This is a genomic window from Methylorubrum sp. B1-46 (genome assembly GCF_021117295.1).
In the GTDB taxonomy this organism is placed as follows: domain Bacteria; phylum Pseudomonadota; class Alphaproteobacteria; order Rhizobiales; family Beijerinckiaceae; genus Methylobacterium.
The window spans coordinates 1,222,301-1,248,642 of record NZ_CP088247.1 but is presented as its reverse complement, the minus strand read 5'-3'; the positions used below and the strand labels follow the sequence as shown (position 1 = coordinate 1,248,642).

General features: G+C 69.0%; 20 protein-coding genes. 11 read left to right on the top strand and 9 right to left on the bottom strand.

Annotated elements, in window-relative coordinates:
* Positions 1 to 312: 312 nt before the first annotated feature.
* Positions 313 to 1,065 carry a type I methionyl aminopeptidase gene (gene map / locus LPC10_RS06025; protein ID WP_231345886.1) on the top strand — a complete coding sequence of 251 codons (753 nt, stop codon included), beginning with the start codon at positions 313 to 315 and terminating at the stop codon, positions 1,063 to 1,065.
* Positions 1,066 to 1,072: 7 nt separating this feature from the next.
* On the opposite strand, the gene LPC10_RS06020 is transcribed toward map, so the two are convergent.
* A complete protein-coding gene (locus LPC10_RS06020) occupies positions 1,073 to 1,501 on the bottom strand; it encodes a TIGR01244 family sulfur transferase (RefSeq protein WP_231345885.1) in 429 nt (142 codons plus the stop codon).
* A 223-nt stretch (positions 1,502 to 1,724) separates the two neighbouring features.
* On the opposite strand from LPC10_RS06020, the gene LPC10_RS06015 reads away from it, so the two are divergent.
* Positions 1,725 to 2,108, top strand: coding sequence for a restriction endonuclease (locus LPC10_RS06015; protein WP_231346976.1), 384 nt, complete (start codon positions 1,725 to 1,727; stop codon positions 2,106 to 2,108).
* 43 nt (positions 2,109 to 2,151) lie between these two features.
* On the opposite strand, the gene LPC10_RS06010 is transcribed toward LPC10_RS06015, so the two are convergent.
* Positions 2,152 to 2,445 carry a hypothetical protein gene (locus LPC10_RS06010; protein WP_231345884.1) on the bottom strand — a complete coding sequence of 98 codons (294 nt, stop codon included), beginning with the start codon at positions 2,443 to 2,445 and terminating at the stop codon, positions 2,152 to 2,154.
* A 227-nt stretch (positions 2,446 to 2,672) separates the two neighbouring features.
* On the opposite strand from LPC10_RS06010, the gene LPC10_RS06005 reads away from it, so the two are divergent.
* The 3 genes from LPC10_RS06005 to LPC10_RS05995 all read left to right on the top strand — a co-directional run bounded on the left by LPC10_RS06005 (position 2,673) and on the right by LPC10_RS05995 (position 4,824).
* A complete protein-coding gene (locus LPC10_RS06005; protein ID WP_231345883.1) occupies positions 2,673 to 3,179 on the top strand; it encodes a PAS domain-containing protein in 507 nt (168 codons plus the stop codon).
* 177 nt (positions 3,180 to 3,356) lie between these two features.
* Positions 3,357 to 4,511 (top strand): acyltransferase family protein, encoded by a 1,155-nt coding sequence (locus LPC10_RS06000; protein WP_231345882.1) that lies wholly within the window; start codon positions 3,357 to 3,359, stop codon positions 4,509 to 4,511.
* 97 nt (positions 4,512 to 4,608) lie between these two features.
* Complete coding sequence (locus tag LPC10_RS05995) at positions 4,609 to 4,824, top strand: DUF3606 domain-containing protein (RefSeq protein ID WP_231345881.1); 216 nt, start codon at positions 4,609 to 4,611, stop codon at positions 4,822 to 4,824.
* A 43-nt stretch (positions 4,825 to 4,867) separates the two neighbouring features.
* On the opposite strand, the gene LPC10_RS05990 is transcribed toward LPC10_RS05995, so the two are convergent.
* Positions 4,868 to 5,284: a flagellar biosynthesis repressor FlbT gene (locus LPC10_RS05990; RefSeq protein ID WP_231345880.1), complete on the bottom strand. Its 417-nt coding sequence runs from the start codon at positions 5,282 to 5,284 to the stop codon at positions 4,868 to 4,870.
* Between the two features lie 203 nt (positions 5,285 to 5,487).
* On the opposite strand from LPC10_RS05990, the gene LPC10_RS05985 reads away from it, so the two are divergent.
* The 5 genes from LPC10_RS05985 to LPC10_RS05965 all read left to right on the top strand — a co-directional run bounded on the left by LPC10_RS05985 (position 5,488) and on the right by LPC10_RS05965 (position 13,396).
* Positions 5,488 to 6,687, top strand: coding sequence for a flagellin (locus LPC10_RS05985; RefSeq protein WP_231345879.1), 1,200 nt, complete (start codon positions 5,488 to 5,490; stop codon positions 6,685 to 6,687).
* Positions 6,688 to 6,870: 183 nt separating this feature from the next.
* A complete protein-coding gene (locus LPC10_RS05980) occupies positions 6,871 to 8,070 on the top strand; it encodes a flagellin (RefSeq protein ID WP_231345878.1) in 1,200 nt (399 codons plus the stop codon).
* 223 nt (positions 8,071 to 8,293) lie between these two features.
* Complete coding sequence (locus tag LPC10_RS05975) at positions 8,294 to 11,314, top strand: penicillin-binding protein 1A (RefSeq protein ID WP_231345877.1); 3,021 nt, start codon at positions 8,294 to 8,296, stop codon at positions 11,312 to 11,314.
* Positions 11,315 to 11,351: 37 nt separating this feature from the next.
* Entirely contained in the window at positions 11,352 to 12,437 is a 1,086-nt protein-coding gene (locus LPC10_RS05970; protein WP_231345876.1) for a hypothetical protein, read from the top strand.
* 455 nt (positions 12,438 to 12,892) lie between these two features.
* Positions 12,893 to 13,396, top strand: coding sequence for a hypothetical protein (locus LPC10_RS05965; protein ID WP_231345875.1), 504 nt, complete (start codon positions 12,893 to 12,895; stop codon positions 13,394 to 13,396).
* Between the two features lie 15 nt (positions 13,397 to 13,411).
* Here LPC10_RS05965 and LPC10_RS05960 read toward each other — a convergent pair whose 3' ends face one another.
* The 4 genes from LPC10_RS05960 to ptsP form a co-directional block, all read right to left on the bottom strand.
* The gene (locus LPC10_RS05960; protein WP_231345874.1) at positions 13,412 to 14,917 is read right to left on the bottom strand and encodes a carbohydrate porin; all 1,506 of its coding nucleotides are present in this window, start codon (positions 14,915 to 14,917) and stop codon (positions 13,412 to 13,414) included.
* A 147-nt stretch (positions 14,918 to 15,064) separates the two neighbouring features.
* The gene (locus LPC10_RS05955; protein WP_231345873.1) at positions 15,065 to 16,789 is read right to left on the bottom strand and encodes a PTS fructose transporter subunit EIIBC; all 1,725 of its coding nucleotides are present in this window, start codon (positions 16,787 to 16,789) and stop codon (positions 15,065 to 15,067) included.
* Between the two features lie 180 nt (positions 16,790 to 16,969).
* Positions 16,970 to 17,917, bottom strand: a complete 948-nt coding sequence (gene pfkB, locus LPC10_RS05950; protein WP_231345872.1) for a 1-phosphofructokinase — start codon at positions 17,915 to 17,917, stop codon at positions 16,970 to 16,972.
* 3 nt (positions 17,918 to 17,920) lie between these two features.
* A complete protein-coding gene (gene ptsP / locus LPC10_RS05945) occupies positions 17,921 to 20,482 on the bottom strand; it encodes a phosphoenolpyruvate--protein phosphotransferase (RefSeq protein ID WP_231345871.1) in 2,562 nt (853 codons plus the stop codon).
* Between the two features lie 211 nt (positions 20,483 to 20,693).
* Here ptsP and LPC10_RS05940 point away from each other — a divergent pair, with 211 nt between their 5' ends.
* On the top strand, positions 20,694 to 21,677 hold the full coding sequence (locus tag LPC10_RS05940; RefSeq protein ID WP_231345870.1) for a LacI family DNA-binding transcriptional regulator: 984 nt from the start codon (positions 20,694 to 20,696) through the stop codon (positions 21,675 to 21,677).
* 16 nt (positions 21,678 to 21,693) lie between these two features.
* Here the strand turns inward: LPC10_RS05940 and LPC10_RS05935 are convergent, their stop codons facing one another.
* Together LPC10_RS05935 and LPC10_RS05930 are read right to left on the bottom strand one after the other, a co-directional pair.
* A complete protein-coding gene (locus LPC10_RS05935; RefSeq protein ID WP_231345869.1) occupies positions 21,694 to 24,858 on the bottom strand; it encodes an efflux RND transporter permease subunit in 3,165 nt (1,054 codons plus the stop codon).
* Positions 24,859 to 24,947: 89 nt separating this feature from the next.
* A complete protein-coding gene (locus LPC10_RS05930; protein WP_231345868.1) occupies positions 24,948 to 26,201 on the bottom strand; it encodes an efflux RND transporter periplasmic adaptor subunit in 1,254 nt (417 codons plus the stop codon).
* Positions 26,202 to 26,342: the final 141 nt, after the last annotated feature.

Sequence of the window (26,342 nt, the reverse complement as noted above, 5' to 3'; positions counted from 1 at the left end):
GGGGAGATGCGAGGGCGGAATTCTCTCCATTTTCCGGATTGCGAGCCCGCGCCGTTTCACCGGACTTCCGAAAGTCTCGTGCGGGATCGAAGGCGCTGCCCTGCCCCCGACCCAGTCGGCGCGGCGTCTGCCCCGTACCCGCCCGAGCAGATCGCCCGTCCACGTACGGGCAGGGCACCGGCCCGCAGCGATGACTTCGCGGAAGCGTCCGGAGATGGCAGAAGCGTCCGGCCGGAGCTTCGGTCCGCGAGGCCTCCTGCAATCGGCAAAGGCCGGGACGGCGCGGCAGGACCCCGTGCGAGAGGACGCGACATGACGGTGTCGAACGACGACGAGTTGGCGGGGCTGAAGCGGATCGGGCGCATCGTGGCCGACACGCTGGCGGTGATGGGGGAGGCGATCGAGCCCGGTATCACCACGCGCGAACTCGATGACGTCGGGCGGGCCTTCCTGGAGGCGGCCGGCGCGCGCTCGGCGCCGGAGACGGTCTACGGCTTTCCCGGTGCAACCTGCATCAGCGTCAACGAGGAGATCGCTCACGGCATCCCGGGCGAGCGCCGGATCGCGCCGGGCGACCTCGTCAACATCGACGTCTCGGCGCAGATGCACGGCTACTTTTCCGATACGGGCGCGTCCTTCGCCGTGCCGCCGGTGACGCGGGCGGTCGAGCGGCTGTGCAAGGACGGGCGCCGGGCGATGTGGACGGGCCTGCGGCAGGTCGGGGCCGGCAAGCCGCTCTCAGGGATAGGCCGGGCAGTGGGCAGCTTCGCCCACAAGAACGGCTACACGCTGGTGCGCAACCTCGCCAGCCACGGGGTCGGCCTGTCGCTGCACGAGGAGCCGACCGAGATCGCGACCTGGCCCGACCCGTCCGAGCGCCGGATCATGCGCGAGGGCATGGTGCTGACGGTCGAGCCGTTCCTGTCGCTGGGCGCCGATTTCGCCGAGGACGGCGACGATCCCTGGACGCTCTACAGCCGGCCGCAGGCCCTCACGGTGCAGTACGAGCACACGGTCGTCGCCACCCGCAACGGGCCGATGATCCTCACCATGCCGGGGCAGTAAGCCGGGCTCAGCCCGCGTTGGCGGCGAGCCAGCGCTCGGCGCCGGAGAGGTCGTAGCCGTGGCGGGCGCCGTAGGCGGCCACCTCGTCGCGCCGGAGGTGCCCGGCGAGCACTTCGCCGATCACCCAGAGCGTCAGCGAGCGCGTGCCGCTGCGGCAATGGGCGACGACCGGACCCGGCGCCGCCTCGACCGCCGCGTGGAAGCGCTCCACCGCCTCGCGGGTGAGGGTGGGGCCGGTCACCGGCAGGTCGAGATAGCCCAGGCCCGCCGCCTCCGCCGCCGCGCGCTCGGCCGCCGCGCCGGGCTGGCCCGGCTCCTCGCCGTCGGGGCGGTTGTTGATGAGCAGGCGCACGCCCTCGGCTCCGAGCGCCTCGATCTCGGCGAGGCTCGGCTGATGCGCCACGGTGAGCTTGGAATCGATGGTCGTCCGCTTCATGCCGCCCGCTCCTGCTGCTCCTGGCCGATGCTGACCCCTCGCGCTCAGGGGTAGCCTGCGCTCTCCGCCGCAACAAGACATGGGCCGAGCCGTGGACGCATCCCCGAGGCGTCCGGCCGGTGGAGCGGCGCCGGTGACGCAGGGCGAGGGCGGGAGCCGCGCGGCCGTTCCGGCCGTTTCCCTCGTGCCCGGCGGGACCGGGGCGCTGAATGGAGTGACAAAGGTGGTCGGGCGGCGCGCCCGTCGCTGGCGCGACGCGGATCCGGAGACGCATGGGCCGAAGCCGGCAGCCCAACCGGTCTGCCCGCTCTGCGAGCGCCCGATCCCGCCGCATGCGCGCCAGAGCCTGCACCACCTCACGCCGAAGCTGAAAGGCGGCGCCCGCGGGGCGACCGTGCGGCTGCATCAGATCTGCCACTCGGCGATCCACGCCCGCTACAGCGAGGCCGAGATCGCCCGCAGGTTGGCCGAGGTCGAAGCGCTCCGCGCCGATCCCGAGATCGCCCGCTTCCTCGATTGGGTGCGCGGCAAGCCCGACGACTTCCACGCGCCCACGCGCATGACCCGCACGCGGCGCGGCGACGGCGGCCTGCGGCGGTCAGGGTGAAGGGCAGAAGGGCGGCTGACGGGCGTGTGGCAGGCGGATTGCATCACTCCTTGAGATGCGCCGCGAGAAGCCGCTCGATGAGCGCGGTCAGCGCGTCACGCTGAGGGCATTCTTCGTCGCGACGTAAGAACAAGGACACGCTCTCCCCAGCAGTGTTCTGATCCACATCTCCGGCAGTGCTGCACACGACGGGTTTGCCTTGCGCATCGAGCGTCAAGAGCCAGCGCTTGCCCTCCGCGTCTACATACAGGTGATGAAAATCCTTCGAAGCGCGGAACGCAGTGACTGGAACGCCAAGCACGTCTGCGAGTTCTCGCAGGCGATTCGATTTCGTCATGGAAACTGGCTAGCCTCGATCTGGGGAGGGAATGCGCTCATGTCCTTCACCCTCTCCCCGCTCTCCGGACACATGATCAGCAAGTTGATGCAGGCTTTTCGTTTGGTCGCCATCCTAGATTAACGTGCGTAGGGTGTCTGGGCATGCCATATGATACGGGTCGATACTGGCTGGGGTCTCTGCCTGACACGTCAATTGCCTCTCAAGTCGGGACTTGGGAAACAGACTTGAGAAACGACCGCACCGTTGCCGACCCAATCGCGGCCGGGTTGTTCAATCTCGATCCATGGCAAGCCGCAATCGGATTGCCGCTGGCGGATTACGCCGAGGCGATCCTGCCGGCCGACCGGGACGAGTTCTTCACCAATATCGATCGCGTGAGCGAGCATGGCGGGTTGTTCGTCGGCGAGTATCGCGTGTGCTCGGAAGCGAGCGGCGTACGGTGGGTGCTGGCGCGGGGGTACTATGAGCGCGATGACAGCACGGGCGACGTCGTCGGACGCGGCATTGTCGTCAACACCACCGAGAGCAAGCTGAAACGGCCCGTCGGCGATCGCGCCTTCTTCATCCTGCACCGGAATGAGCCGCCGCTCGAGCGCCTCGCATCCTGCGCGCTCCAGGCTCGGCGCACCATCGATGAAGTGGGCGAACACGAGCGGCCGGCGCTGCGTCCGGCGGTCGATGCCTTGCTGTGGGCGGTCGGGCGTGTGCTTGCCAAACGAGGGTGCTTCTAGGCACGGCATCCGGACCAGCACCTGTCTGGAGAGCCGGCGCGGTCCCTGCGAGAAATTCATCGATCGCCTTGGTGAGGCATTAACCGCACGGCGAAATCGCAGGGCATGGCTCGCGGGCGCTTAACCCACGGGTGCGAGGATGGGGGCTCGATCCCGTCCGGACGAGGTCCGCCCGCCATGACCGCAGCCTCCACCGCGGCCACCCGCCCCCTTCGCCCGCATCCCGAGGAGGCCGCCCGGCTCGCCTGGGTCGATGTCGCCAAGGGCCTGTGCATCATCCTCGTCGTGATGATGCACTCGACGCTCGGCACCGGCGAGGCTCTCGGCGGCGAGGGCTTCCTGCACGATGTCGTCGAATTCGCCCGGCCGTTCCGGATCCCCGACTTCTTCCTGCTCTCGGGGCTCTTCCTCGGCCGGGTGATCGATCGCGACTGGCGCCTGTTCGCGGACCGCCGGGTGGTCCACTTCGCCTATTTCTACGCGCTCTGGGTGGTGATCCAGTCGCTGTTCAAGGCTGGATCGATCGTCGGGGGGGCGGAGGGACCGGCGGACAAGCTCGCCGCGTTCGGCCTGCACCTCGCCGAGGCGCTGGTGGTGCCTTACTCGACGCTGTGGTTCGTCTACCTGCTTGCCGTGTTCTCGGTGGTGACGAAGTTGCTCCACCGCCGGGTTCCGCCGGCCGTGCTCCTCGTCGCTGCGGCCGCGCTGCAGATCCTGCCCACGCACGGCCTGCCCGAACTCCTCGACGAGTTCTGCGAGCGCTACGTCTACTTCCTCGGCGGCTACCTCTTCGCCGAGTGGATCTTCCGCTTCGCCGACCGGGTGCGTGAGCGGGCAGGGCTAGCGCTCGCGGGCCTCGCCTTGTGGGCGGCGCTGGAGGCCGTGTTCGTGTTCACGCCGACGGGGATCGAGGGCCTGCCGACCCTCGCGCGCCTGCCGGTGGTGAGCCTCGGGCTCGGCACGGTGGGTGCGCTCGCCATCGTCGCCTTCGCCGCGCTGATGACGCGGGCGGGCGGGCCGGTGACCGCGGCGCTGCGCGCCTGCGGCGAGCGCTCCATCGTGATCTATCTCGGCTTCTTCCTGCCGATGGCGCTCACCCGCACCGTGATCGCCCGGTTCAACGGGGCGCTGCCCGATCTCGCCCTTGATGTCGGTTTGGCGAGCCTCGTCGTCACCGTTGCGGCGGTGACGGTGCCGCTCGCCTTCGAGCGGCTGGTGCGCGGCACGCGCCTGGACTTCCTGTTCCGGCGCCCGGCCGCCTTCCACATCGCACCCGCCCCGGCCTCCCCGCCGCGCCTTCGGTCCGGGCCGGTGGCGCCGCGCGAGGCCTGAGCCGAAAGGCCCGGCATCCGGAACCTTCGAGCCCCGCTCGCCGGTTTGTCCCTGGTAGCCGCTCGCCGTTGCGGGCGCGATCGAAGGAGGCCGGAGGATGGTGCAGGAAGCGTCCGATGCGGGACATGGGGTGAGCGGCGATCCCGCCCAGGTGGTGCTCGAAGCGCCGCGCGACCGCGCCTACTGGGCGCGCCGGTTCGAAGTGTCGGCCGAGCAGGTGCAGGCGGCGGTCGAGGCGGTCGGCTCCGACGCGGCCCGGGTCGCCGCGCATCTCGGCAAGCCCTGGCCCTACGAGAAGAGCGGCATCGTCTGATCCGGCCGTCGCGCGGAGGTCCCCATCGCGCGAAGGGCGCCGCTCAGCCCTGCGGCGCGTCCGCCTCCTGGCTCGCCGCGAGATGGCCGAGGAGCTGGCGCTCGTAGGCGATCAGCTCGCGCCCGCGCTTGATCGCGCGGTGGTATTGGCTCGCCGAGAGTTCGTCCTGGATCGCGAGGATGTAGGGCGCCATACTGGGCGATGCCTTCATGATCTCGGTGGCTTGGCGCACGAACAGATCCTCGGCCTCCGGCGGGTTGTCGGCGAGGTAGATGAACTGGAGCGTCACGCAGAGCTGCTTGGCGGCGGTGTCGGCCTCGGATTCGGTGAGGATCTCGCTCTCGCGCAGGAACTTGCACTGGTTCTCGATCACGAAGGTCGAGCGCCGGTCGCCGTTGCGGATCAGCGCGCCGTTGATGATCAGCCGCTCCTGAGGCTTGAGTTCGATGCGCAGGGCCATGGTGAACAAATCCTTGATAGGTCGAGCCGAAGCAAAGGCGACGAAATTCTTTTAACCATGATCGCAGAGCTTTTCGCTCTGCTTGCGTTTGGCGGGCGAAAGCCCATGAATCCGGCGATCGGATTAAGGTCTCGGCAAGGCGCGGGGTGGAGGGTCCGGATGTCGCCAAAAGGGCGGCATCAAGACCCACAAGGATCGCCCCCATGTCTTCCGGCATCACGCTTTCGGCCGCCACTCGTCAGAACCTGCTCTCGCTGCAGGACACCTCGGCCCTGACGGCCACCACCCAGAACCGCCTCGCCACCGGCAAGAAGGTTTCCTCCGCCCTCGACAATCCCGTCAACTTCTTCACCGCTCAGAACCTGTCCAACCGCTCGACCGATCTTGGCGGCCTGCTCGACGGTATCTCGAACGGCATTCAGGCGATCCAGGCGGCCAACCAGGGCATCACCTCGATCCAGAAGCTGATCGACTCGGCCAAGTCCACCGCCAACCAGGCGCTCTCGACCCAGATCACCACGACCGGTACCGCGACAAACAACTACACCGCCCCTGCGTCCTCCGCCGCCACGGTCAACTTCTACATCAACGGCGCGAGCAAGTCGGCGATCATCCCCAGCGGCGCCACCATCGACGCGGCCATCACGGCGCTGAATTCGGCGGCCGGCACGAACGTGACGATGTTCTCGAAGGACACGACCGGCAAGAAGATTGTGCTGAACGCCAGTTCTGCGGTCGAGTTCGAGACCACGGCCGATCAGGACGCCCTCGGCTTCGCCCAGGGCACCAGCGCGCCCAACAAGTACGGTGCCAGCAATGACGCCGTCTCCGCCGGCTCGGACCTGACCGTGTCGGGCGTTGATGCCCGCAAGAAGCTTTCCGAGCAGTACAACAGCCTGCTGACTCAGATCACGCAGCTCGCCAAAGATTCGAGCTTCAACGGTACCAACCTGATCAGCAACGGCGATCCGACCAACAAGCTGCACATTGCCTTCAACGAAAAGGACAGCTCGAACCTCGACGTGCAGGGCCAAGATCTGACGGCGGACGGCCTGAAGCTGACCTCGATCACCGGCAATTCCGGATCGACCGTCGACGGCAAGGGCAACTTCCTGCTCGACACCAGCATCACGAGCACGTTGACCAACTTGACCAAGGCCTCGGATACTCTGCGCACGGCGAGTTCGACTTTCGGTTCGAACCTCTCCGTGGTGCAGAACCGGCAGGACTTCTCGAAGAACCTGATCAACGTGCTCGATACCGGTTCGGCGAACCTGACGAATGCCGATCTGAACCTCGAAGCGGCGAACTCCCAGGCGCTGTCGACGCGTCAGTCGCTGGGCATCTCGGCGCTCTCGCTCGCCAACCAGGCACAGCAGAGCATCCTCCAGCTCCTGCGCTGATCGCGTCATCTGAGACGCAAGGCGCCAGCAAAGAGACGGCCGGGACCTTGTTCCGGCCGCCTTCCCATTTCAAAATCGGGAAATTTGCGTGGTCAAGAAGGTTCGTTAACGCTACGGCAACCTGGAACGTGGTGAATTAACCCTAATGCAGGTTCGGTATCGATCTGAACGGGGTTGTTACCCATGTCTTCCAGCGTCACGCTTTCGGCCGCCACTCGTCAGAACCTGCTCTCGCTGCAGGACACCTCGGCCCTGACGGCCACCACCCAGGGGCGTCTGGCGACGGGCCTCAAGGTCTCCTCCGCCCTCGACAATCCCGTCAACTTCTTCACCGCACAGGCCTTCAACAGCCGCTCGGGCGACCTCGGTGCGCTGCTCGACTCGATTTCGAACGGCATCCAGACGATCCAGGCGGCCAACCAGGGCATCACCTCGATCCAGAAGCTGATCGACTCGGCCAAGTCCACCGCCAACCAGGCGCTCTCGACCCAGATCACCACGACCGGTACCGCGACAAACAACTACACCGCCCCTGCGTCCTCCGCCGCCACGGTCAACTTCTACATCAACGGCGCGAGCAAGTCGGCGATCATCCCCAGCGGCGCCACCATCGACGCGGCCATCACGGCGCTGAATTCGGCGGCCGGCACGAACGTGACGATGTTCTCGAAGGACACGACCGGCAAGAAGATTGTGCTGAACGCCAGTTCTGCGGTCGAGTTCGAGACCACGGCCGATCAGGACGCCCTCGGCTTCGCCCAGGGCACCAGCGCGCCCAACAAGTACGGTGCCAGCAATGACGCCGTCTCCGCCGGCTCGGACCTGACCGTGTCGGGTGTCGATGCACGCAACAAGCTTGCTCAACAGTACAACAGTCTGCTGATCCAGATCACGCAGCTCGCCAAGGATTCGAGCTTCAACGGTGTGAACCTGATCAGCAACGGCGATCCGACCAACAAACTGCATATCAGCTTCAACGAGCGGGACACCGCCAACCTCGACGTGCAGGGTCAGGATCTGACGGCGGACGGCCTCAAGCTGACCCCGATCACCGGCAATTCGGGCTCGACGGTGAATGGCCAGAGCAACTTCCTGCTCGACGCCGACATCAAGGGCACGCTCACCGGCCTGACCAAGTCCTCGGACACCCTGCGCGCAGCAAGCTCGACCTTCGGCTCGAACCTTTCCGTGGTGCAGAACCGGCAGGACTTCACCAAGCGGATCGTCAACATCCTCGATACCGGCGCGGCGAACCTCACCAACGCCGACCTCAACGAGGAGGCGGCGAACTCCCAGGCACTCTCGACGCGTCAGTCGCTGGGCATCTCGGCACTCTCGCTCGCCAACCAGGCGCAGCAGGGCATCCTCCAGCTCCTGCGCTGATCGGCCGATCGCCGCAAGACGTACGGGTTTGGGGGCGACCGCACGGAGCGGTCGCCCGTTTTCGTCGTCTGCGCTCTCGCTCACCCTCGCGGGGCGTATCTCCGCCCCGTGCCTGCCCCGTGGCGTTCGGGCAAGCGCGTCCATAAATCAGCCGCGTTGTGCGCCGCTTGATCGGCGCCGACACGCCGTCCGTGGCGTGCCGGTCGGAATCCTGACACGCTCGATGAACGTCATCCTGATCAAGCTGTTCGCGACCGCGCTGACCCTGTCCCAGGTCACGACGCGGCCGGACGCGGTGCGAACCCAGTTCGACCCCGCCAAAGACGGCCCGGAGGTCGTGACGATCCTGCGCGACGGCTGCGCCCACATGCGCAAATCCTTCGACATCGAGGACATCAACCTCGACGAGCTGATCTCCACCGCGATGGAAGATCCGAGCGCGGTCGCGGGCGACAACGCGCCCAAGATCCTGCACGGGCTCGATCTCAACGAACTGAACACGAGCTACAAGCAGTTCTGCAAGGGCGAGAACCCGGCCAACTCCCCCTTCGAGGCGGGGGCGGTGATCGCCTTCTACAACAACGCCGTGAAGGACCTGCCTTCGGCCGAGGCCCTGCGCGACATCAAGCTGCCCAGCGCCAGCGTGATCCTCGACGGGGCGGGCAAGCCCTTCTCCGAGACCTTCGAGTCCCGCGGCCGGCGCCTCCCGGTGCCGATCGGCACGGTGCCGGACCTCGTGCAGAAGGCCTTCGTCGCGGCCGAGGACAAGCGCTTCTACCAGCACCACGGCATCGACGAGCGCGGGGTGATCCGCGCCTTCGTCGGCAACCTCGCCTCGCCGGGGCGCCCGGCCGGCGGCTCGACCATCACGCAGCAGGTGGTCAAGAATCTCTCGGTCGGCGACGACGTCACCTACGAGCGCAAGATCCGCGAGATGATCGTGGCCTCGCGGTTGGAGAAGCTCCAGACCAAGCCGCAGATCCTCGGGCTCTACCTCAACGGGATCTATCTCGGCCGCGGCGCCTACGGCATCGAGATGGCGGCGCGAAGCTGGTTCGGGAAGTCGGTGGGCGCGCTGACGCTGCCCGAGGCCGCCCTGCTCGCCGGTCTGCCGAAGGGCCCGAACTACTACAGCCCCGACAAATATCCCGAGCGGGCGCGGGAGCGGCGCGCCTACGTGCTCAGCCGGATGAAGGAAGAGGGCACGATCACCGAGGCGCAGATGAATGCGGCGATGGTCTCCGATCTCGGCATCAAGCCGCCGGACGCTGCACGCCAGGATTCCGGCTTCTACCTCGTCGATCACGTGGCCCGCGAGGCGCGTAGCTTCGCCGGGCTCGAATCGCTCACCAGCGCGAGCTTCACCGTGCGTGCCACGGTGAATGCCGGCCTGCAGAGCGCACTGGAGAGCGCGCTGCAGGAAGGGCTCGCCACCTACGAGCGCGGCACCGGTCGCGCCCGCTACGAGGGGCCGGAGTTGAACCTCGCCGAGGCAGTCAAGCGTATCGAGGCCGCCGCGCCGGCGCCGGAACCCGCCGCCGAGCCGGCGCCCGCACCTGAGACGAAGAAGGGCACCAAGAAGGGGGCGGCGAAGGCGCCGGCCAAGCCTACGCTGCAGCCTGCTTGGCAGCGCGCACTCGTCTCCGCCCGGCCGCAGCTCTACGACGTGCGCTGGCCCCTCGCGGTGGTGCTCCAGACCGGCAAGAACGGCACGCGGGTCGGCCTGCCCGACGGCCGGGTCGCGAGCCTGGAGCCCGGCCCCGCGCGGGGAAAACTCCAGCTCTACGACGCCGTGCGGGTGCGCCTGCGCGAGGGCAAGGGCAGCCTGCGCGCCGACCTCCGGGTGCGCCCCGCCGTCCAGGGCGCCGCCATCGTCCTGGAGAACCGCACGGGCAAGATCCTGGCGATGAGCGGGGGCTTCTCCTACCCCCTGAGCCAGCTCAACCGGGTGACGCAGACCGTGCGCCAGCCGGGCTCGACCCTGAAGCCGCTGACCTACCTCGCCGCGCTGAATGCGGGCCTGCAGCCCAACACCCTGGTGATGGATTCCGCCGTGACCCTGCCGCCCATCGGCGGCATCGGCGATTCCTGGTCGCCCAAGAACTACGACGGCGGCGGCTCCGGCGCGACGACGATCCGGCGCGGGCTCGAATTCTCCAAGAACCTCGTCACCGCCCGCCTGCTCCAGGGCGGCATCGCCCCTAAGGCGCCCGACAGCCTGCAACGGGTCTGCGACATCGCGCTGGAGGCCCAGCTCTACGCCGAGTGCGAGCGCTACTACCCCTTCGTGCTCGGCGCGCAGCCGGTGCGGATGATCGATCTGGCAAGCTTCTACGCCGCCATCGCCAACGAGGGCGCGCGCCCGAGCGCCTACGCGCTGGAATCGGTCGAGCGCGACGGCAAGCCCGTCTACAGCCATCCCGACAAGCCGCCGGTGCGGATCGGCTCGGCCGACCGGGTCGCGTTCTACCAGCTCAAGACCATGCTCCAGGGCGTGACCCGTCACGGCACCGCCGCGGCGCTCTCCGGCATCTCGCAATACGTCGCCGGCAAGACCGGCACCTCGGAGAACGAGAACGACGCGTGGTTCGCCGGCTTCTCGAACGAGATCACCGTGGTGGTCTGGGCCGGCTACGACAATGCCGATGGCGTGCGCCGCACGCTCGGTCGCGGCCAGACCGGCGGCCACGTCTCGGTGCCGATCGCGCGGGCGATCTTCCAGGCGGCCTGGGCCAACGGTGTGCCGCGCACCCCGCTGGCGCCGCCCTCTCCGGAGGCGAAGGCTCTGATTGCCGACCTGCCGATCGAGCCGCGGAGCGGCCAGCGTGTCGCGGGCGGCGGCTTCATCGAGCATTTCCGCCTGAAAGGGGGCCAAGTCGCCGACACGCAATACGCGCTGGTGCCCCGCGACACGCTCTACGCCATGCGCCCCGACGCGGAGGACGGCGATTACGGCAATGCCGAGGACGGGGCGGATGTCGCCGGCGACCTCTTCGGCAACCTGCCGGGCGGGCGCCGAAGCACCGATGACCCGTTCGCGCAGCGCCGCAGCGCCGAGACGGAGGATCCCTGGGGCCTGCGCCGCGACCGGCGGGAGGAGCCGCAGGCCTGGCCCGGCCGCGACCGTTACGGGCAAGTCAACCCGGTGCCGTTCGGCTCGCCCTTCGACGACGACGGCGACAGCCGCGCCCGCCAGCGCCGCCGCGATCCCGACTACCTGTTCGGCGACGACCCCGGCTACTGACGCCGCCTTCTCCTCATCGACATCTCCGAGGTCCGCTTTGCCCAGGCTTTTTCCGGCCGCCCTCCTCGTCGCGCTCGCCCTGGCCGTGCCGGCCCGGGCGCAGGACGCGGCGAAGGATATTCCCAAAGATCCCCCTAAAGACCTGCCGAAGCCCGCAGCCCTGGTCTCCGACCGGGTCAAGGACGTGCCGGCCCTGACGCCCGGCGATGCCGCGAGCCTCAAGCCCGGCACGGTCCTGTTCAGCGATCGCCGCGAGGCTGCCTCGACCAACCCGGAGAGCGGGCTGATCGCGTTCGACGCGTGGCGGAAGAGCCGGCCACAGGAGGCCGCGGCGCTGAGCCCCTGGCCCGGCTATGCCGAGCCCGAATACACCCAGACGGTGAACGGCGTCGCCAAGCAGCGCCACGAGACCCTGAAGGTCTATGTCGCCGAAGGCCGCTTCGTCGTGGCCAAGCCGCCCTCCGCGATCGATCTCTCGGCCTTCGCCAATCTCGACTTCCTGGCCAGGATGGACCCGGTGATCCGCCACAAGCGGCTCGAACCATCGGAGGTGACGCCGACCAAGGACCCGGCCGCCGCCTTCGCCAAGCGCCCCGACCGGCCCTGGTGTGGCGCAGGCGGCGTCTGCATCGAGTCGCGCTACGATCTCGAAGGCAAGCTGCCGCTCGGCGTGAAGCTCGCCAACAAGCTCGAACTCGGCTCCTCGAAGAAGGTCGCGGAGTTCGTCTCGTTCCAGAGCGAGCTGCGGGTGCTGCCGCCGGCCGAGGCGGCGGGCCTCGCCGCGCTCACCAAGATCGACACGCCCGTGGCCGGCGGGCTCGAACAGACGATCTTCTGGGTCAATCAGATCCTGCGCTTCGGCAAGTTCCTGGCGGTGATGCAGGCCGCTCCCGACGATCCGAACCGGACCGTGGTGACGACCTACATGGCGCTCGCCATCAAGGCCGACGTGCTGGAGCGCAAGCAGGAATATGCCCGCGTGCCGGTGCTGAAGAACCTGCTGCCGGTGCAGGTGCTGATGGGCAATTCCTCGTTCAACACCGGCACCTCGATCAGCGCCGGCGTGCCGACCTACGCCCGCAACCGCATCGTCGCCTTCGCCGACGCCCTGGCGAAGCGATGACCCGAGCCAAGCGACCCGAGGTCGGACCACCTACGTTCGGCGGTGTCATCCATTCCTTACAAAACCGTGCGCAATGATACCGTTGTCGCCGCGGGGCTACTGACACCGGCTGGTATATTGGATAAAGTCGCCCGACTCGTTCCTGAGACCGCGAGTTACCTCAGCCGGCGCGCCCCATAGGCGCGCCGCTTTTTGTTGGGCCACCGCTCGGTACGACGGCTGCCGTCCCCGCCATCGCGACGAGGGCATCGTCCGGGATATCGGATCCAGGACGAGGTTCTATCCTCCTGTGTCCGCATCAACTTTTTCCGAAAGCCGGCGGCCACCTTTCGGGAGGATACTCTGGGCTGAAGTGTGAAACACCGTTCCGCAGGATGGCAGGCATAGCGCCCCAAGGGTCGGAGCTGTCCTCGATCGTCCTGGGAAACGTCGCAGTGAAATCGTGCGGACCTGTTTTGGCGCTCCTGACGCTGGCCATCATGTCCTATGGAGACAGCGCCGCAGGCGTGGCAGCCGCGAGCCGCTGCACGCTCGACTTCATCCTGCTGCCGGACGGTACGCCGACGCTGACGGGCGATCGTCTGCGCGATGCGGGAGGCATCGCGGCGGCCATCGCCCGTGCGCATGACACGCTCGAAGCCGCCGGAGACATCGCGCTCGGACGCACGACATTCGGTTCGGTCGGCGTGTTCGATCGCTGCGCTGTGATGGCACGCCTTGCCGACGATCCGCGCTGGACCGCATCGATCGACAGCCGTAGGGCCGGAGGGCCGCTCCACGACGCGCTGAAGGCTGACGTGCTGGCCCCGTCCATCGCCGCGGCGCTTGCCAAAGCGGGGCGCAAGCTGCGCGGCGTGAGCGTTGAAACGGTTTTGCTGTCCGAGGGCCCGGCCGAGGATTGCCCGAAGAGTCCTGCCAGAGCACCGATCGAGGCGCGGATGTGGCTGTTGCTGGAATAGGTGCCGTCTCCCTCCTCATGGGCTCCCCGGACCCCTGGCGAGGCCGGCGAGGGTGAACAGGTCCACCGAGAGCTTGGCGCCGACGACGAGGGTGTCGGGGATGTTCTTCGGGTAGTACGGGAAGCGGGTCTGATCCGGGTTGACGATGTATTGCAGGTTCGGCGTCAGCCGGATCGCGGGCGTGACCTGTAGCCCATAATTCAGCTCCATCATGATCTGCTGCTTCGGGATGGTGCGGAACAGGCCGAGCGAGGCCTGCGCCGCCGCGATGTTGCCGAGCGCCAGCGGGCTGAAGGCCTGCGTGTTGATGACGAAGCCGACCGTGTCGTAGGGCCGGCCGGCGAAGGTGCCGGTCTGCAGCGCGCCGATCTCCAGAAAGTAGTCCTCGACCAAGCGACCGCCGGTGCCGGCCATGGCGACGCCGAACAAGGTCAGCCCCCCGATGCCGTTCGGGTCGGGCCGCCAGACCATCTGGTCGAAGCGGGCATAGATCCCTGAGCGGCCGAAGCGCGTCGCGGGAGTCAGCCCCGTCAGCACGGCCGGCCCGCCCGCGACATCGCGCACCGGATCGGCGTAATCCGAGCGGTCGACCCAGCCGCCGATGCCGTAATTGCGGGGCAGTGCGTCGTTGGCGAACGTCGTCGCGTAGCCGAGTTCGAACGGGATGATCGCGCCGGTCGCGCCCTTGGTCGAGAAGTCGAGGCCGTTGTCGCCGGGCTGCTGGTGCAGCGGGTTCACCTCGTAGGCGCCGACATGGAAGAACACCCGGTCGGTCAGCCACGCCTTGGCATGCCCGCCCCAACTTGCCACCGGCCAGAAGGTGAAATTCGAGGTCTTGAACACGAAGGTTGGGTTGCCGCAGGCGGAGTTCGTCTGAAAGTTGCAGTAGATCGGCGAATTCAGGAAGTTGATGTTCGCCACCAAGCGCCCGACCTCGATGTCGAGCCGGTTGTCGAACAGCTTCTGCTGGTAGGAGAGCAGGGTCAGCCGCGTGGTCTGGCCGCCGCCGAAAATCTCCTGAACGCTGGTGTTGTTGCCGATGACATCGTTGGCGAGGCTGCGCCCGTGGCGGTTGGTGACCGCGACGTGGAACGAACCGCCCTCGATCCCGGCCAGCCGCTGCAGGTCGGCATCGATGCCGAAGAAGAGCTGGCCCGCCCAGGCCGCGCCCTGGCGGATGCCGCCGACGGGGTTGGTCGCGCCCTGTCCGGTATAGTTGAGCAGGAACGAGAGGCCGTTGCCGAGGTCGAACGTACCCGGCGGTAGGGCCGGGGGCGTGGCGCTCTGGCCGAGCACGTCGGCGGCGGCGGCCGCGCTGCCGTCGTCACCGAAGGTGCGGCGGGGCGGAGTGCGGCGGGCGATCCGACGCAGAGCCGGGCGGCGGATCGTGGCCGGCACGCCGATCCGAGATCCGGTGAGACCGGGGGGCGTGAGGGGCTCCCGCGCCTCGGCCCGCATCGTTCCGCCCGCCAGCGCCGTGCAGAGGCCGAGCGCCGTCCATGCTGCCTTTCCAGCCTTCATCTCGTTCCCCCCCCCCTCGACGTTCTCACGGCACGGTTGCTCGGAGGCGGTCGATGATTTGACCAGAAGTTGTATCTGTGTCCGCAGAGCGGGACGAGTCCCGTTCCGCGGCGCTTCGTGTTGGCGTCTCCGGCGCCCGCCGCCCGGTCAGGCCGCCCGCTTCTTGAGGAGGCCGACGAGAAGGCCGGTCACCAGCGTGCCGGCGGCGAGCGCGATCAGGGCGCCTGTCACGTTGGTCACGGCGTTCGGGATCGGCAGCACGAACAGGCCACCATGGGGCACCTTGAGGGTCACGCCCGAGGTGAGGGCGATGGCACCCGCGATGGCGGAGCCCGCCACCATGGACGGGATCACCCGCAGCGGGTCGGCGGCGGCAAACGGGATCGCGCCCTCGGTGATGAAGGCGGCGCCGAGCACGGCCGCCGCGCCGCCGGCCTCGCGCTCCGGCGCGGTGAAGCGCGACGGGAACAGCCGGGTGGCGAGCGCGATCCCGAGCGGGGGCGTCATGCCGCCGAGCATCACCGCCGCCATCGGCGCATCGACACCCGACGAGAGCAACGCGGCGGAGGAGGCATAGGCCGCCTTGTTGATCGGCCCGCCCATATCGACGGCCATCATCCCGCCGAGCACGAGGCCGAGCAGCAGGGCGCTCGCCCCTTGCATGCCCTTGAGCCACTCGGTGAGCGCGGCCAGCACGGCGGCCACCGGCACGCCGACGACGTAGACCATCAGGAGGCCGGTGATCGTGGTGGCGAGAAGCGGCAGGATCAGGACGGGCTTCAGGCCCTCCAGATTCTTGTGCAGGCGGATGTGCTTGTTGAGGAGAGCGGTCGTGGTGCCGGCGATGAAGCCCGCCGCGATACCGCCGAGAAAGCCCGCCTGGAGGTTGGCGGCGAGCATGCCGCCGATCATGCCCGGCGCGATGCCGGGCCGGTCGGCAATGGAATAGGCGATGTAGCCGGCGAGCGCCGGGACGATCAGGGCGAAGGCCGCCTTAGCGCCGATTTCTCCGAGCGCGTAGCCGAGCGTGCCGGCATTCTCCGGCTTCATCGCATCGATGCCGCCGACGGCGAAGGCCAGCGCGATCAAGAGGCCACCCGCCACCACGAAGGGCAGCATGAAGGAGACGCCGGTCATCAGGTGCTTGTAGGCGCCCGCTTGTCTCTCGGCCGCCGCCGGGCGGGCAGGGCCGTCGGCCTGCGCTTGGCCTCCGTCAGCCGCCTGCAGCTGCGCCTCAGCGAGCGCGGTTGCGATCAGGCCCTTGCCGTCGCGGATCGCCGCCTTGGTGTTGGTGGCGTAGACCCGCTTGCCGGCAAAGCGCGCGCGGTCGACGCCGGTATCGGCGGCGATGAGCACGATGTCGGCCGCGGCGATCTCGGCCGCGGTCAGCGCGTCGCGGGCGCCGACCGACCCTTGCGTCTCGACGCGGACCGTGTGGCCGAGCGCCTGGGCCGCGGCCTGGATGCCCTCGGCCGCCATGAAGGTGTGGGCGATGCCGGTGGGGCAGGACGTGATCGCCACGATTTTTTTGGGAGTCGCCGCGGTGGTTGCTGCGGGGGAGGGCGGCTCCGCGCCGACGCTCAGGCGGTCGAACACGGCGTTGACGTCGGTGAGCACGTCCCCGATCGCGGCGCGAGCCCGGTGCAGGGCGCCGAACCGGCCCTCGCCGAGATCGCCCTCGCCGACGAGCAGCACGGTTGTCGCTTCCGCGATCGCCGCCTCGGGGAGCGTGTTGCCGCTCGTGCCCTTGCCGCGGATCTCGAGGGCAATCGGCGTGTTTCGCCGTACGGCCGCCTTGCGCAGGGCCTCGGCGGCGAGGACGGCGTGGGTGGAGAGGTCTCCGCCTCCCACCACGGCCAGAAGCTGTGCCATGGGTTTCCTCCTCGGGGTTTTGCCCGTTCGTTCGCCGCTTATCCCTCGCTCCTCTGCAGGAGAGGGTGGCCCCCGAAGGGGGTCGGGTGAGGGGCTGGCTCCGCCTTGTCCGGAAGCGTCGCTCCCCTCTCCCGCCTCGCATCCGCGAGGCACCCTCCCCCGCAGAGGGGGGAGGGTTTCTCAGCCGAGCGGCTCGACCTGAATCTCGGTTGCGAGCGCCTCGACCTCAGCCCGCCCCGGCAGGTTCGCGCCCGTGCGGCTGAGCTTGCCCGCAGCGAAGGCGAGCGCCCGGCGGGCGAGATCGGGCAGAGCCAGGTGATCGTGCAGCCCGGCGACGAGGCCAGCGACGAGGGCGTCGCCCGCGCCGACCGTGCTTGCCACCCGCGTCGGCGGCGGCAGCGCCCGCAGCGCGCCCTCCGACGAGACGAGCAGGGCGCCCTCCGCACCCAGCGAGACGCAGACCAGGGCGATGCCGTCGCGCTGAAGCGTTCGCGCGGCGTCGAGCACGTCGGCGAGCGCGGGAAGCGGCCGTCCGGCCCATTCCTCCAACTCGTGCCGGTTCGGCTTGATCGCGTCGGGCAGGCTGTCCCGCCCCGCTGCCAGGGCCGCGGCGAGCGCCGGCCCGGAAGCGTCGAGGATGACGCGGGCGCCGCGCCGCTTCAGTTCGGCGGTGAGGCGGGCATAGGTGTCGGCGGGGGCCGAGCGCGGCAGGCTGCCGGCGAGCACCGCGAGGCTGCCGGAGCCGGTCAGGTCGGCGAGCACCGCCCGCACCGCCTCGATCGTCGAAGGGCCGATGTCGAGGCCCGGCAGGTTGATGTCCGTGGTCTCGCCGCTGCCGGCATCGAGCAGCTTGAGGTTGGTGCGCGTCTCGCCGGGGATCCAGACGAAGCGGTCGTCGATGCCCTTGGCCGCGAGAAGCTGCGCGAAGGGCGCCGCGTTGTCCTGGCCGAGCACGCCGGTGACGGCCACCGACAGACCCCAATCGGCGAGGCAGCAGGCGACGTTGACGCCCTTGCCGCCGGCATCCGACCAGACGGAGCGGGCGCGGTGGACGCTGCCGGGCGTCAGCGCGTCGAGGGTGACGGTCTGGTCGATCGCCGGGTTGAGGGTGAGGGTGACGAGGCGCATCGCTCAGGCTCCCGCGGCCGTGGTATCGAGGGTGCGCACGGCCGCCGCGTCCTCCTCGGCGCAGGCCTGCGCCGCCAGCGCCTTGAGTTCGGCCATGTCGCTGGCCCGCAGGCGCGCCTTCACGCCGGGCAGGTCACGGGGCGTCATCGAGAGTTCATGGACGCCGAGCCCCGCGAGCAGGCTGGCTCCGAACGGATCGCCGGCGATGCCGCCGCAGACGCCGACGAAGCGCCCGTGCCGAGCCGCGCCCTCGCAGGTGAGGCGGATCAGCCGCAGCACCGCCGGGTGGAGCGAGTCGGCCTCCGGCGCCAGCTCGGTGTTCTGGCGGTCGATGGCGAGCGTGTACTGGGTGAGATCGTTGGTGCCGATCGAGAAGAAGTCGCAGTGCCGGGCGAGCGCATCGGCCTGGATCGCGGCGGCCGGCACCTCGATCATGATGCCGAGCGGCACCGCCGGCGCGCCCACATCCTTGCGGATATGCTCGCAGATCGCGCGCAGCCGCAGCACTTCGGGGACCGAGGTGATCATCGGCATCATGATCGAGAGCGGTGCGTCCTTGCCCCGCGCTGCATCGGCCGGCACGTGGTCCTTGGCCGCCCGGTAGAGGGCGCGCAGTTGCGGCTCCATCAGGTCTGGCCGGCGCAGGAGCAGGCGGGCGCCGCGCACGCCGAGGAAGGGGTTTTCCTCCTTCGGCAGATGGAGGTGGGCAACCTGCTTGTCGCCGCCGATATCGAGGGTGCGCACGATGAGCGGGCGGCCCGCCAGCGCCTTCAGCATGGCCGAGTAGGTCGCGTACTGGTCGTCCTCGGACGGGGTGTCGCCGCGCTCCAGGAACAGGAACTCGGTGCGCATCAGGCCGACACCCTCCGCGCCCTGATCGAGCGCGAGCGGCACCTGCTCGGGATTGTTGACATTGGCGCCGATGGCGATGCGGTGGCCGTCGCGGGTCTCGGCGGGCCTCGCCCGCTCCCGTGCCTCGGCCTCGGCCTGTTCGCGCTGGCGGGCCTGCCACGCCCGCGCCGAGGCGATGTCGGCCTCGCTGGGGTCGAGGTAGAGCCGGCCGGTGGTGCCGTCGAGGATGGCGAGCGTGCGGTTGGCGAGCGCGAGCAGGCCGGGCCCACCCGCCACCGCCGCCGGGATGCCCAGGGTGCGGGCCAGGATCGCGGTGTGCGAGGTCGGGCCGCCCTGCGCGGTGGCGAGCCCGATGACGCGCGCCGGGTCGAGCCCCGCCGTGTCGGAGGGCGCGAGATCGGGGGCGATCAGGATGCAGGGCACGTCCGGCAGGTCGTGGCCGCTCTTCAGCGCCGGGTCGATCTGCGCCAGCACCCGGCGGCCGACATCGCGCAGGTCGGCGGCGCGAGCGGCCAGCACCGGGTTGCCGAGCGCCGAGAGCTGGCCCGCCATCCGCTCGACCGCGGCGTTCCAAGCAAACGCCACGCCGTGGCCCTCGACCATGAGCTGGCAGGTCAGCGTGATGAGGTCGGTGTCGGCAATCAACTCGGCCTGCGCCCGGAAGATGCCGGCATCGGCCTTGCCGAGGCGCCGCTCGGTGTCGTCGGCGAGCGCCTTGAGCTGGCCGCCGGTCGTCGCGAGCGCCCGGTGCAGGCGGTCGGCGCCGGAGGTCAGCGGCTCGGGCTCGTCGGGCACCGTGAGCTCGGCCGCGGCCAGCACGTGGATGGGGCCGATGGCGAGACCGGGGCTGGCACCGATACCGGCCATTACCCATGGGCCCTCAGTGGGGTTCCAGCCGGCCACCGGAGCGGCGGCCTTGGCCGCGGCCTCCGCCGCGCGCTGGGCGGCGGCCTTCTCGCCGGCACTTAAGGAGGTCACCGCGGCGCAGATCTTGGCCAGCGCCCCGGCTTCGTCGTCGCCCTCGGCCGAGATCGTCACCTCGTCGCCGCAGCGCAGGCCCAGTTGCAGCAGGGCGATCAGGTTCTTGGCATCGGCCACCGCATCGCCGTGGCGCACCTGGATGCGGGCGGGGAGCGCCCGGGCGGTCTCGACCCAGTGCGTGGCGGGACGCGCGTGCAGCCCGGTCGGGTAATCGACGGTCCAGTCGAAGCGCTGGCGCAGGTCGGTGGCCGGGCCGGTGGCGGACGGCGCGGCGGCGTCCTCGGTGAGCGCCGCGGCGATGTCCGCCTCGCTCCCCGTGGTACGGAGCTGTTCGAGCCGGGCCTCGTCCTGGATCAGGCGGGTGAGGCGGCGCAGCACCGTGATGTGCGTGTCCGATTGCGCGGCGATGGCGAACACGAGATGCGCAGTCTGGCCGTCGTGCCACGCGATGCCGCCGGGGATCTGCAGGACGGCAAGCCCGCTCTCGCGCACCAGATGCCGGTCGTCGACCATGCCGTGCGGGATGACGACGCCGTGGCCGAGATAGGTGTTCGCCACGCTCTCACGGCGCAGCATGCTCTCACCGTAGGCGCCGTCGATGCAGCCGGCGGCGGTGAGCAGCCCGGCGGCTTCTCGGATCGCGGCCTCCTTGCTCGCCGGGGCGGCGCCGAGGCGGACCAGCAGCCGCGGACCGGTACGATGGGGCGAAAACGACGGCGTCAGCGCGAGCATGGCGTGCTCTCCTCGACCTGGGTGATGCCCCGGATGGTCACCGAGTGCGGTGGTCGTCTCCGGTTCCCCGACGCGACCTGTTGTCTTTTATGAAAACGTTTTCACAACATGTGTCAAGAACTGACTTGCAACAAAGTGCAGCGTGCGCGCTTGCAGCTCTCCGAGCGGAGTGGCAGAACCGTTTCATGTCGATGAAAACGTTTCCTGCGTCATGAGTGTCGGAATCCGCGACGTGGCCCGCGCGGCGGGGGTTTCGACGGCGACGGTCTCGCGAGCGCTCGGCCGCGGCCCTGTGAGCGACGCCGTGCGTGAACAGGTCGAGGCGGCGGTGCGCGCCACCGGGTACCGACCGAACCTCTCGGCCCGGCGCCTGCGCTCGAAGGCGGCCCAGACCATCGGCCTGATCGTGGCCGACATCCGCAATCCGTTCTTCACCGCGGTGAGCCGGGCGGTGGAAGATGCCGCCTACGCCGCCGGGATGCGGGTGATCCTGTGCAACACCGACGAGGATCCGGCCCGCGAGGCGATGTATCTGCGCCTGATGGAGGAGGAGCGGGTCACGGGCGTGATCTTCGCGCCCACGCGGGTGACGGCGGATAGCCTCACAGCCGACAGCCTGTCCTTCCCCACGGTGTTCATCGACCGCTCGGGCCTGCCCGGCGCCCATGACAGCGTGGTGCTCGACAATGCGGCCGCCGCCGCGTCCCTGGTCGATCACCTCGTGGCGCAGGGCTTCCAGCGCATCGGCGGTCTGTTCGGCTCGACGAGTTCGACGGCGCGGGAGCGGCAGGCGGGCTACGCGGCGGCAATGCTCCGCTATGACCTTGCGCCGCTCGCCCGCTCCGCGGCGCCGAACGCGACCGCCGCGGAGGCCGAGGCCGCGCGCTGGCTGTCACAGCCCGACCGGCCCGAGGCGCTGATCCTCTCCAACGGCCTGATGCTGATGGGCGCGGTGCGCGCGGCGCGTACCCTCAGCCTCGCCGTGCCGCGGGATCTCGCGCTCGCGGGCTTCGACAACGAGCTCTGGACCGATCTGGTCGAGCCCGGCCTCACCGTGATCGAGCAGCCGGTGGCCGAGATCGGCGCCCAAGCGATGCGCCTCCTGTTCGAGCGCATCGAGCATCCGGGTCAGCCGGTGCGCAAGGTGACGCTGAGCGGGCGGACGGTGCTGCGGGGCTCGACGCGGCGGGGGTGAGGGGCGCTGACGCCCCTCAATGCGCTCCGGCATGCGCCTGCGCGGCGGCGACCCGGTCCGAGGCCTCCGAATGGACGGCGGGCTTGCGGCGCGAGAAGGTGAGGATCAGCACCGGCAGCACGAGCAGGATCAGCAGGGGCGCGAGCGCCATGCCGCCGACCACCACCAGCGCGAGCGGCTTCTGAACCTGCGAGCCGACGCCGGTGGAGAAGGCGGCCGGCAGAAGGCCGACGCCGGCCACGACGCAGGTCATCACCACGGGGCGCATCTGGGTGTAGCAGGTGCGCAGCATCGCCGGCACGCGCTGCACGCCCGCGGCCAGGAGGTCGTTGTAGAAGGACAGCACGATGATGCCGTCCATCACCGCGATGCCGAGGAGCGCGATGAAGCCGATCGCCGCCGAGACGGAAAACGAGGTGCCGGTGAGCGACAGTGCGAGGATGCCGCCGGCCATCGCCATCGGGATCACGCTCAGCGCCAGCAGCGAATCCACCACCGATGAGAAGTTCATGAACAGCAGGATCGCGATGATGCCGACCGCGATCGGGACGGTCACGGACAGGCGGGCGATCGCGCCCTTCATGTTGTTGAACTCGCCGACCAGTTCCAGCCGATAGCCCGGCGGCAGCTTCACCTCGTCGGCGACGCGGGCGCGCGCCTCCTCGATGGTGCTGCCGAGATCGCGCCCGCGCACCGAGAACTTCACCGGCAGGTAGCGCTCCTGCGCCTCGCGGTAGATGTAGGCCGGGCCGGAGACGAGTTGGACCTTCGCCACCGCGCTCAAGGGGAACTGCACGGGCGCTCCGTTGGCCGGGCTCTGGCCGGCGATGCGCAGGTTGGCGATCGCCTCGATGCTCTGGCGGAACTGGGGCTGGAGGCGCACCATGATCGGGTAGTGCCGCTCGGAGCCGGGATCGTAGAGGTCGCCGGCCGAGTCGCCGCCGATGGCGGTGCGCACGGTGGTGTTGATGTCGCCCGGCGTCAGGCCGTAGCGGGCGGCGCGCACCCGGTCCACGTCGATCTCGATGGTCGGCTGGCCGAGCGACTGGAACACGGCGAGATCCTCGACGCCGTGGATCGTCGAGAGCACCCGCTGCACTTGCTTGGCCGTGTCGGTCAGCGTCTGCAGGTCGGGCCCGAAGATCTTGAACGAGTTCTCGCCCTTAATGCCGGAGACCGCCTCGGCGACGTTGTCCTGAAGATATTGCGACAGGTTGAAATCGACGCCGGGGAAGGCCGCCTGGAGCTTGTGCAGCATTTCCTCGGTGAGCCGCTCCTTGTCCATGCCGGGGCGCCACTGGTCGAGCGGCTTCATCGGCGCGAAGAACTCGGCGTTGAAGAAGCCGGCCGCGTCGGTGCCGTCATCCGGACGCCCGTGCTGCGACACCACGCGCTCGACCTCCGGGATCTGAGCGATGATCTTGCGCATCGCGTTGACGTAGCCGTTGCTCTCCTGCAGCGAGATCGTCGCCGGCATGGTGGCGCGGACCCAGAGGTTGCCCTCTTCCAGCTTGGGCAGGAATTCCGAGCCGAGATGGCGGCCCGCCACGCCGACGCCGACGGCGATCAGCGCAACGCAGGCCATCGTGACGAGCCGGGCACCAAGGGCCGCGCGCACCGCCGGGCGGTAGATCCGGTCGAGGAAGCGGACCAGGATCGTCTCCTTCTCCTCGATATGGGCCGGCAGCAGGTAGGCGGCGAGCGCGGGCGTGACCGTGAAGGTGGCGATGAGGCCGCCAAGGAGTGCGTAGGCGTAGGTCGTCGCCATCGGGCCGAAGATGTGGCCCTCGACGCCGGTGAGCGTGAACAGCGGCAGGAAGCCGGTGACAATGATGGCCGCCGCGAAGAAGATCGAGCGGCTGACATCGCCCGCGGCCAGCGCGATGCGCCCGGATTTCGCATCGAGCCCCGGCGGCGGGTAGCCGGGGATGCCGTGGCCGGAGAGCCGCCGGAAGATCGCCTCGACCATGATGACGGTGCCGTCGACGATGAGGCCGAAATCGAGGGCGCCGACCGAGAGCAGGTTGGCGGATTCGTCGCGCGCCACGAGGATGAGGACGGCGAAGAACAGAGCGAAGGGGATCGTCGCCACAACGATGAGCGCCGAGCGAAGATTGCCGAGAAACAGCCACTGGATCGCGAGGATCAGCAGGATGCCGACCACCATGTTGTGCAGCACGGTGTGAGTGGTCACCGCGATCAGCTCGGCGCGGTCGTAGATCCGCTCGATCTTCACGCCCGGCGGCAGGATGCCGGCGGCCTCGATCTTGGCGACCTCCGCCTTCACGGCTTCGATCGACGGTGTGCTCTTCTCGCCGCGGCGCATCAGGACGATGCCCTGAACGATGTCGTTCTCGTCGTTCATGCCGGCGATGCCGAGTCGCGGCTGGTGGCCGATGGTGACGGTGGCGATATCCTTCACCAGCACCGGCGCACCGCCGACCTGGGTCAGCACGGTGCCGTTGATGTCGTCCACGTCGCGGATCAGGCCGACCGCGCGCACTACCGCCGATTGGCCGCCGATGGCGACGCGATTGCCGCCGACATTGAGGTTGCTGTCGTTGAGCGTCTTGACCACGTTCGAGAGCGTCAGGCCGTAGGCCATCAGCCGGTCGAGATCGACGGAGAGTTCGATGGTCTTTGTCTTGCCGCCCCAGCCGATGGCGTCGATCACGCCCGGCACCGCGCGGAAGCGCTTCTTCAGCACCCATTCCTGGAGCGTGCGCAGGTCCAGCACGCTGTAGCCGGGCGGGGCCGTGAGCTTGTAGCGGAAGATTTCGCCGATCGGGCTGATCGGCGAGATGGTGGGCTTGGCCCCCGCCGGCAGCGGATCGAGCTGCTGCAGGCGGTTCAGCACCTGCTGCTCGGCCTGGAGGTAGTCGAACTCGAAGCCGAATTGCAGCTTCACGTCGGACAGGCCGTAGAGCGAGATCGTGCGCACCTGCTTCAGGTTCGGCATGCCCGAGGTGATGCGCTCGATCGGGATCGTGACGTAGCGCTCGATTTCCTCCGCCGAGAGGCCGTCGGTCTGGGTCACGACATCGACCATCGGCGGGGTCGGATCGGGATAAGCCTCGATGTTGAGATTCTGGAAGGCGGCGAGCCCGCCGACCACGAACAGCACGAAGGCGAGAATGACGAGGGGGCGCTGCCGGAGCGCGAGCGCGACGATGCCGTTCATGGGGTCGATTCCAACCTCGCGCCGTCGGGCGCGGCCGGGGACGGCCCCGGCTCGGAAGATCTTTGCTTTTCGCGGGAGACGGCTGGCTATCAGCCCTGCTGATCGGTCATGCCGTCGATGAACAGGGCGCCCTTCGAGATCACCCGCTCGCCGACGGAGAGACCGTCCGTGACCTCGATGTTGTTGCCGTCGATGAAGCCGGTCTTCACCGGGCGGCTCTCCACGGCGTTGCCGGCGCCGAGCACCCAGACCCGCGCCTTGTCGCCCTCGAAGATCACCGCCTGCCGTGGCACGGCGCGGGAGACGGTCTCGCGCTCGTTGATGATGTGGACGCTGGCATACATCTCGGGCTTCAAGAGCCCCTTGGGATTGTCGACCTCCGCGCGCACGACGATGCGGCGCGTGGCGGGATCGACCGAGGCGCCGATATAATTGATCCGGCTCTCGAAGCTCTGGTTCGGATAGGCGAGCACCCGGAAGCGGATGCGCTCGCCGAGATCGACCTTGGCCGCATCGGTCTCGCGCAGCTGCGCGACGATCCAGACCCGGCCGAGATCGCCGATGACGTAGGAGGGATCGGAGCCGCCGGTGTTGATGTACTGGCCCGGGCCGATCTTGCGCTGGATCATGGTGCCGGAGAGCGGCGCGTAGATCGTCGTCTCGGGGTTGATCGCGCCCTTGGTCTGGAGCGCCTTCATGTCGTCGTCGGCCAGCCCGAGGATGCGCAGGCGGTTGCGCACCGCCTCCAGGCCGACCTCCGCCGTCTTGGCGTCGTTCTGCGCGGTGGCGAGATCGTTCTGTGCCGTCTGCAATTCCTTCAGCGTGGTGACGCGGGAATCGTAGAGGTCGTGCAGCCGCTTTTCCGTGTTCGTGGCGTAGGAGAGCTGCGAGCGCGACTTGTTGAGCACGTTCAGCGCTGCGAGGAAGTCGTTTTGCGCCTGGACCATCTCGTTGGCCTGGAGCGAGAACAGCTTGTCCCCCTGCTTCACCTGTTCGCCGGAGCGGGCGAAGATGGTGATGACCCGGCCGGCATAGGGCGAGAAGACGGGCGTCGCGCGGTACTCGTCGACGCTGATCTTCCCCTCAGTGGCGATGTCCTCGTAGAACAGCCGCTGCTCCACCGGCACGGTCGTGACCGTGGCGAGCTGGCTGTCGGTGAGCACGAAGCGTCCCTGCGTCGTCTGCGTGACCGCGGCCGGCGTCGGCACCGCGGCATCGACCTCCTTCGGCCGACCGTACCACAGGGCGGCGGCCGCCCCCGCTCCCAGCACGCAGGCGACGAGGAGTTGCGTGCGCAACCGCATCGTCCGCGGCGTCAGGTTTTCCTCGTGCGCCCCGCCCATCGTTGTCTCGTCCCGCTTCGACCCAGCGCCGCAATGTTACGACGGGCGCGCTGCGTGCCGGTTGATTCGGCTATCGCTTGCGCGCAACCGAAGCTCCCGAATTGCGCCGTTACCGTGGCGGCTTGACGGGGGTATGACGGG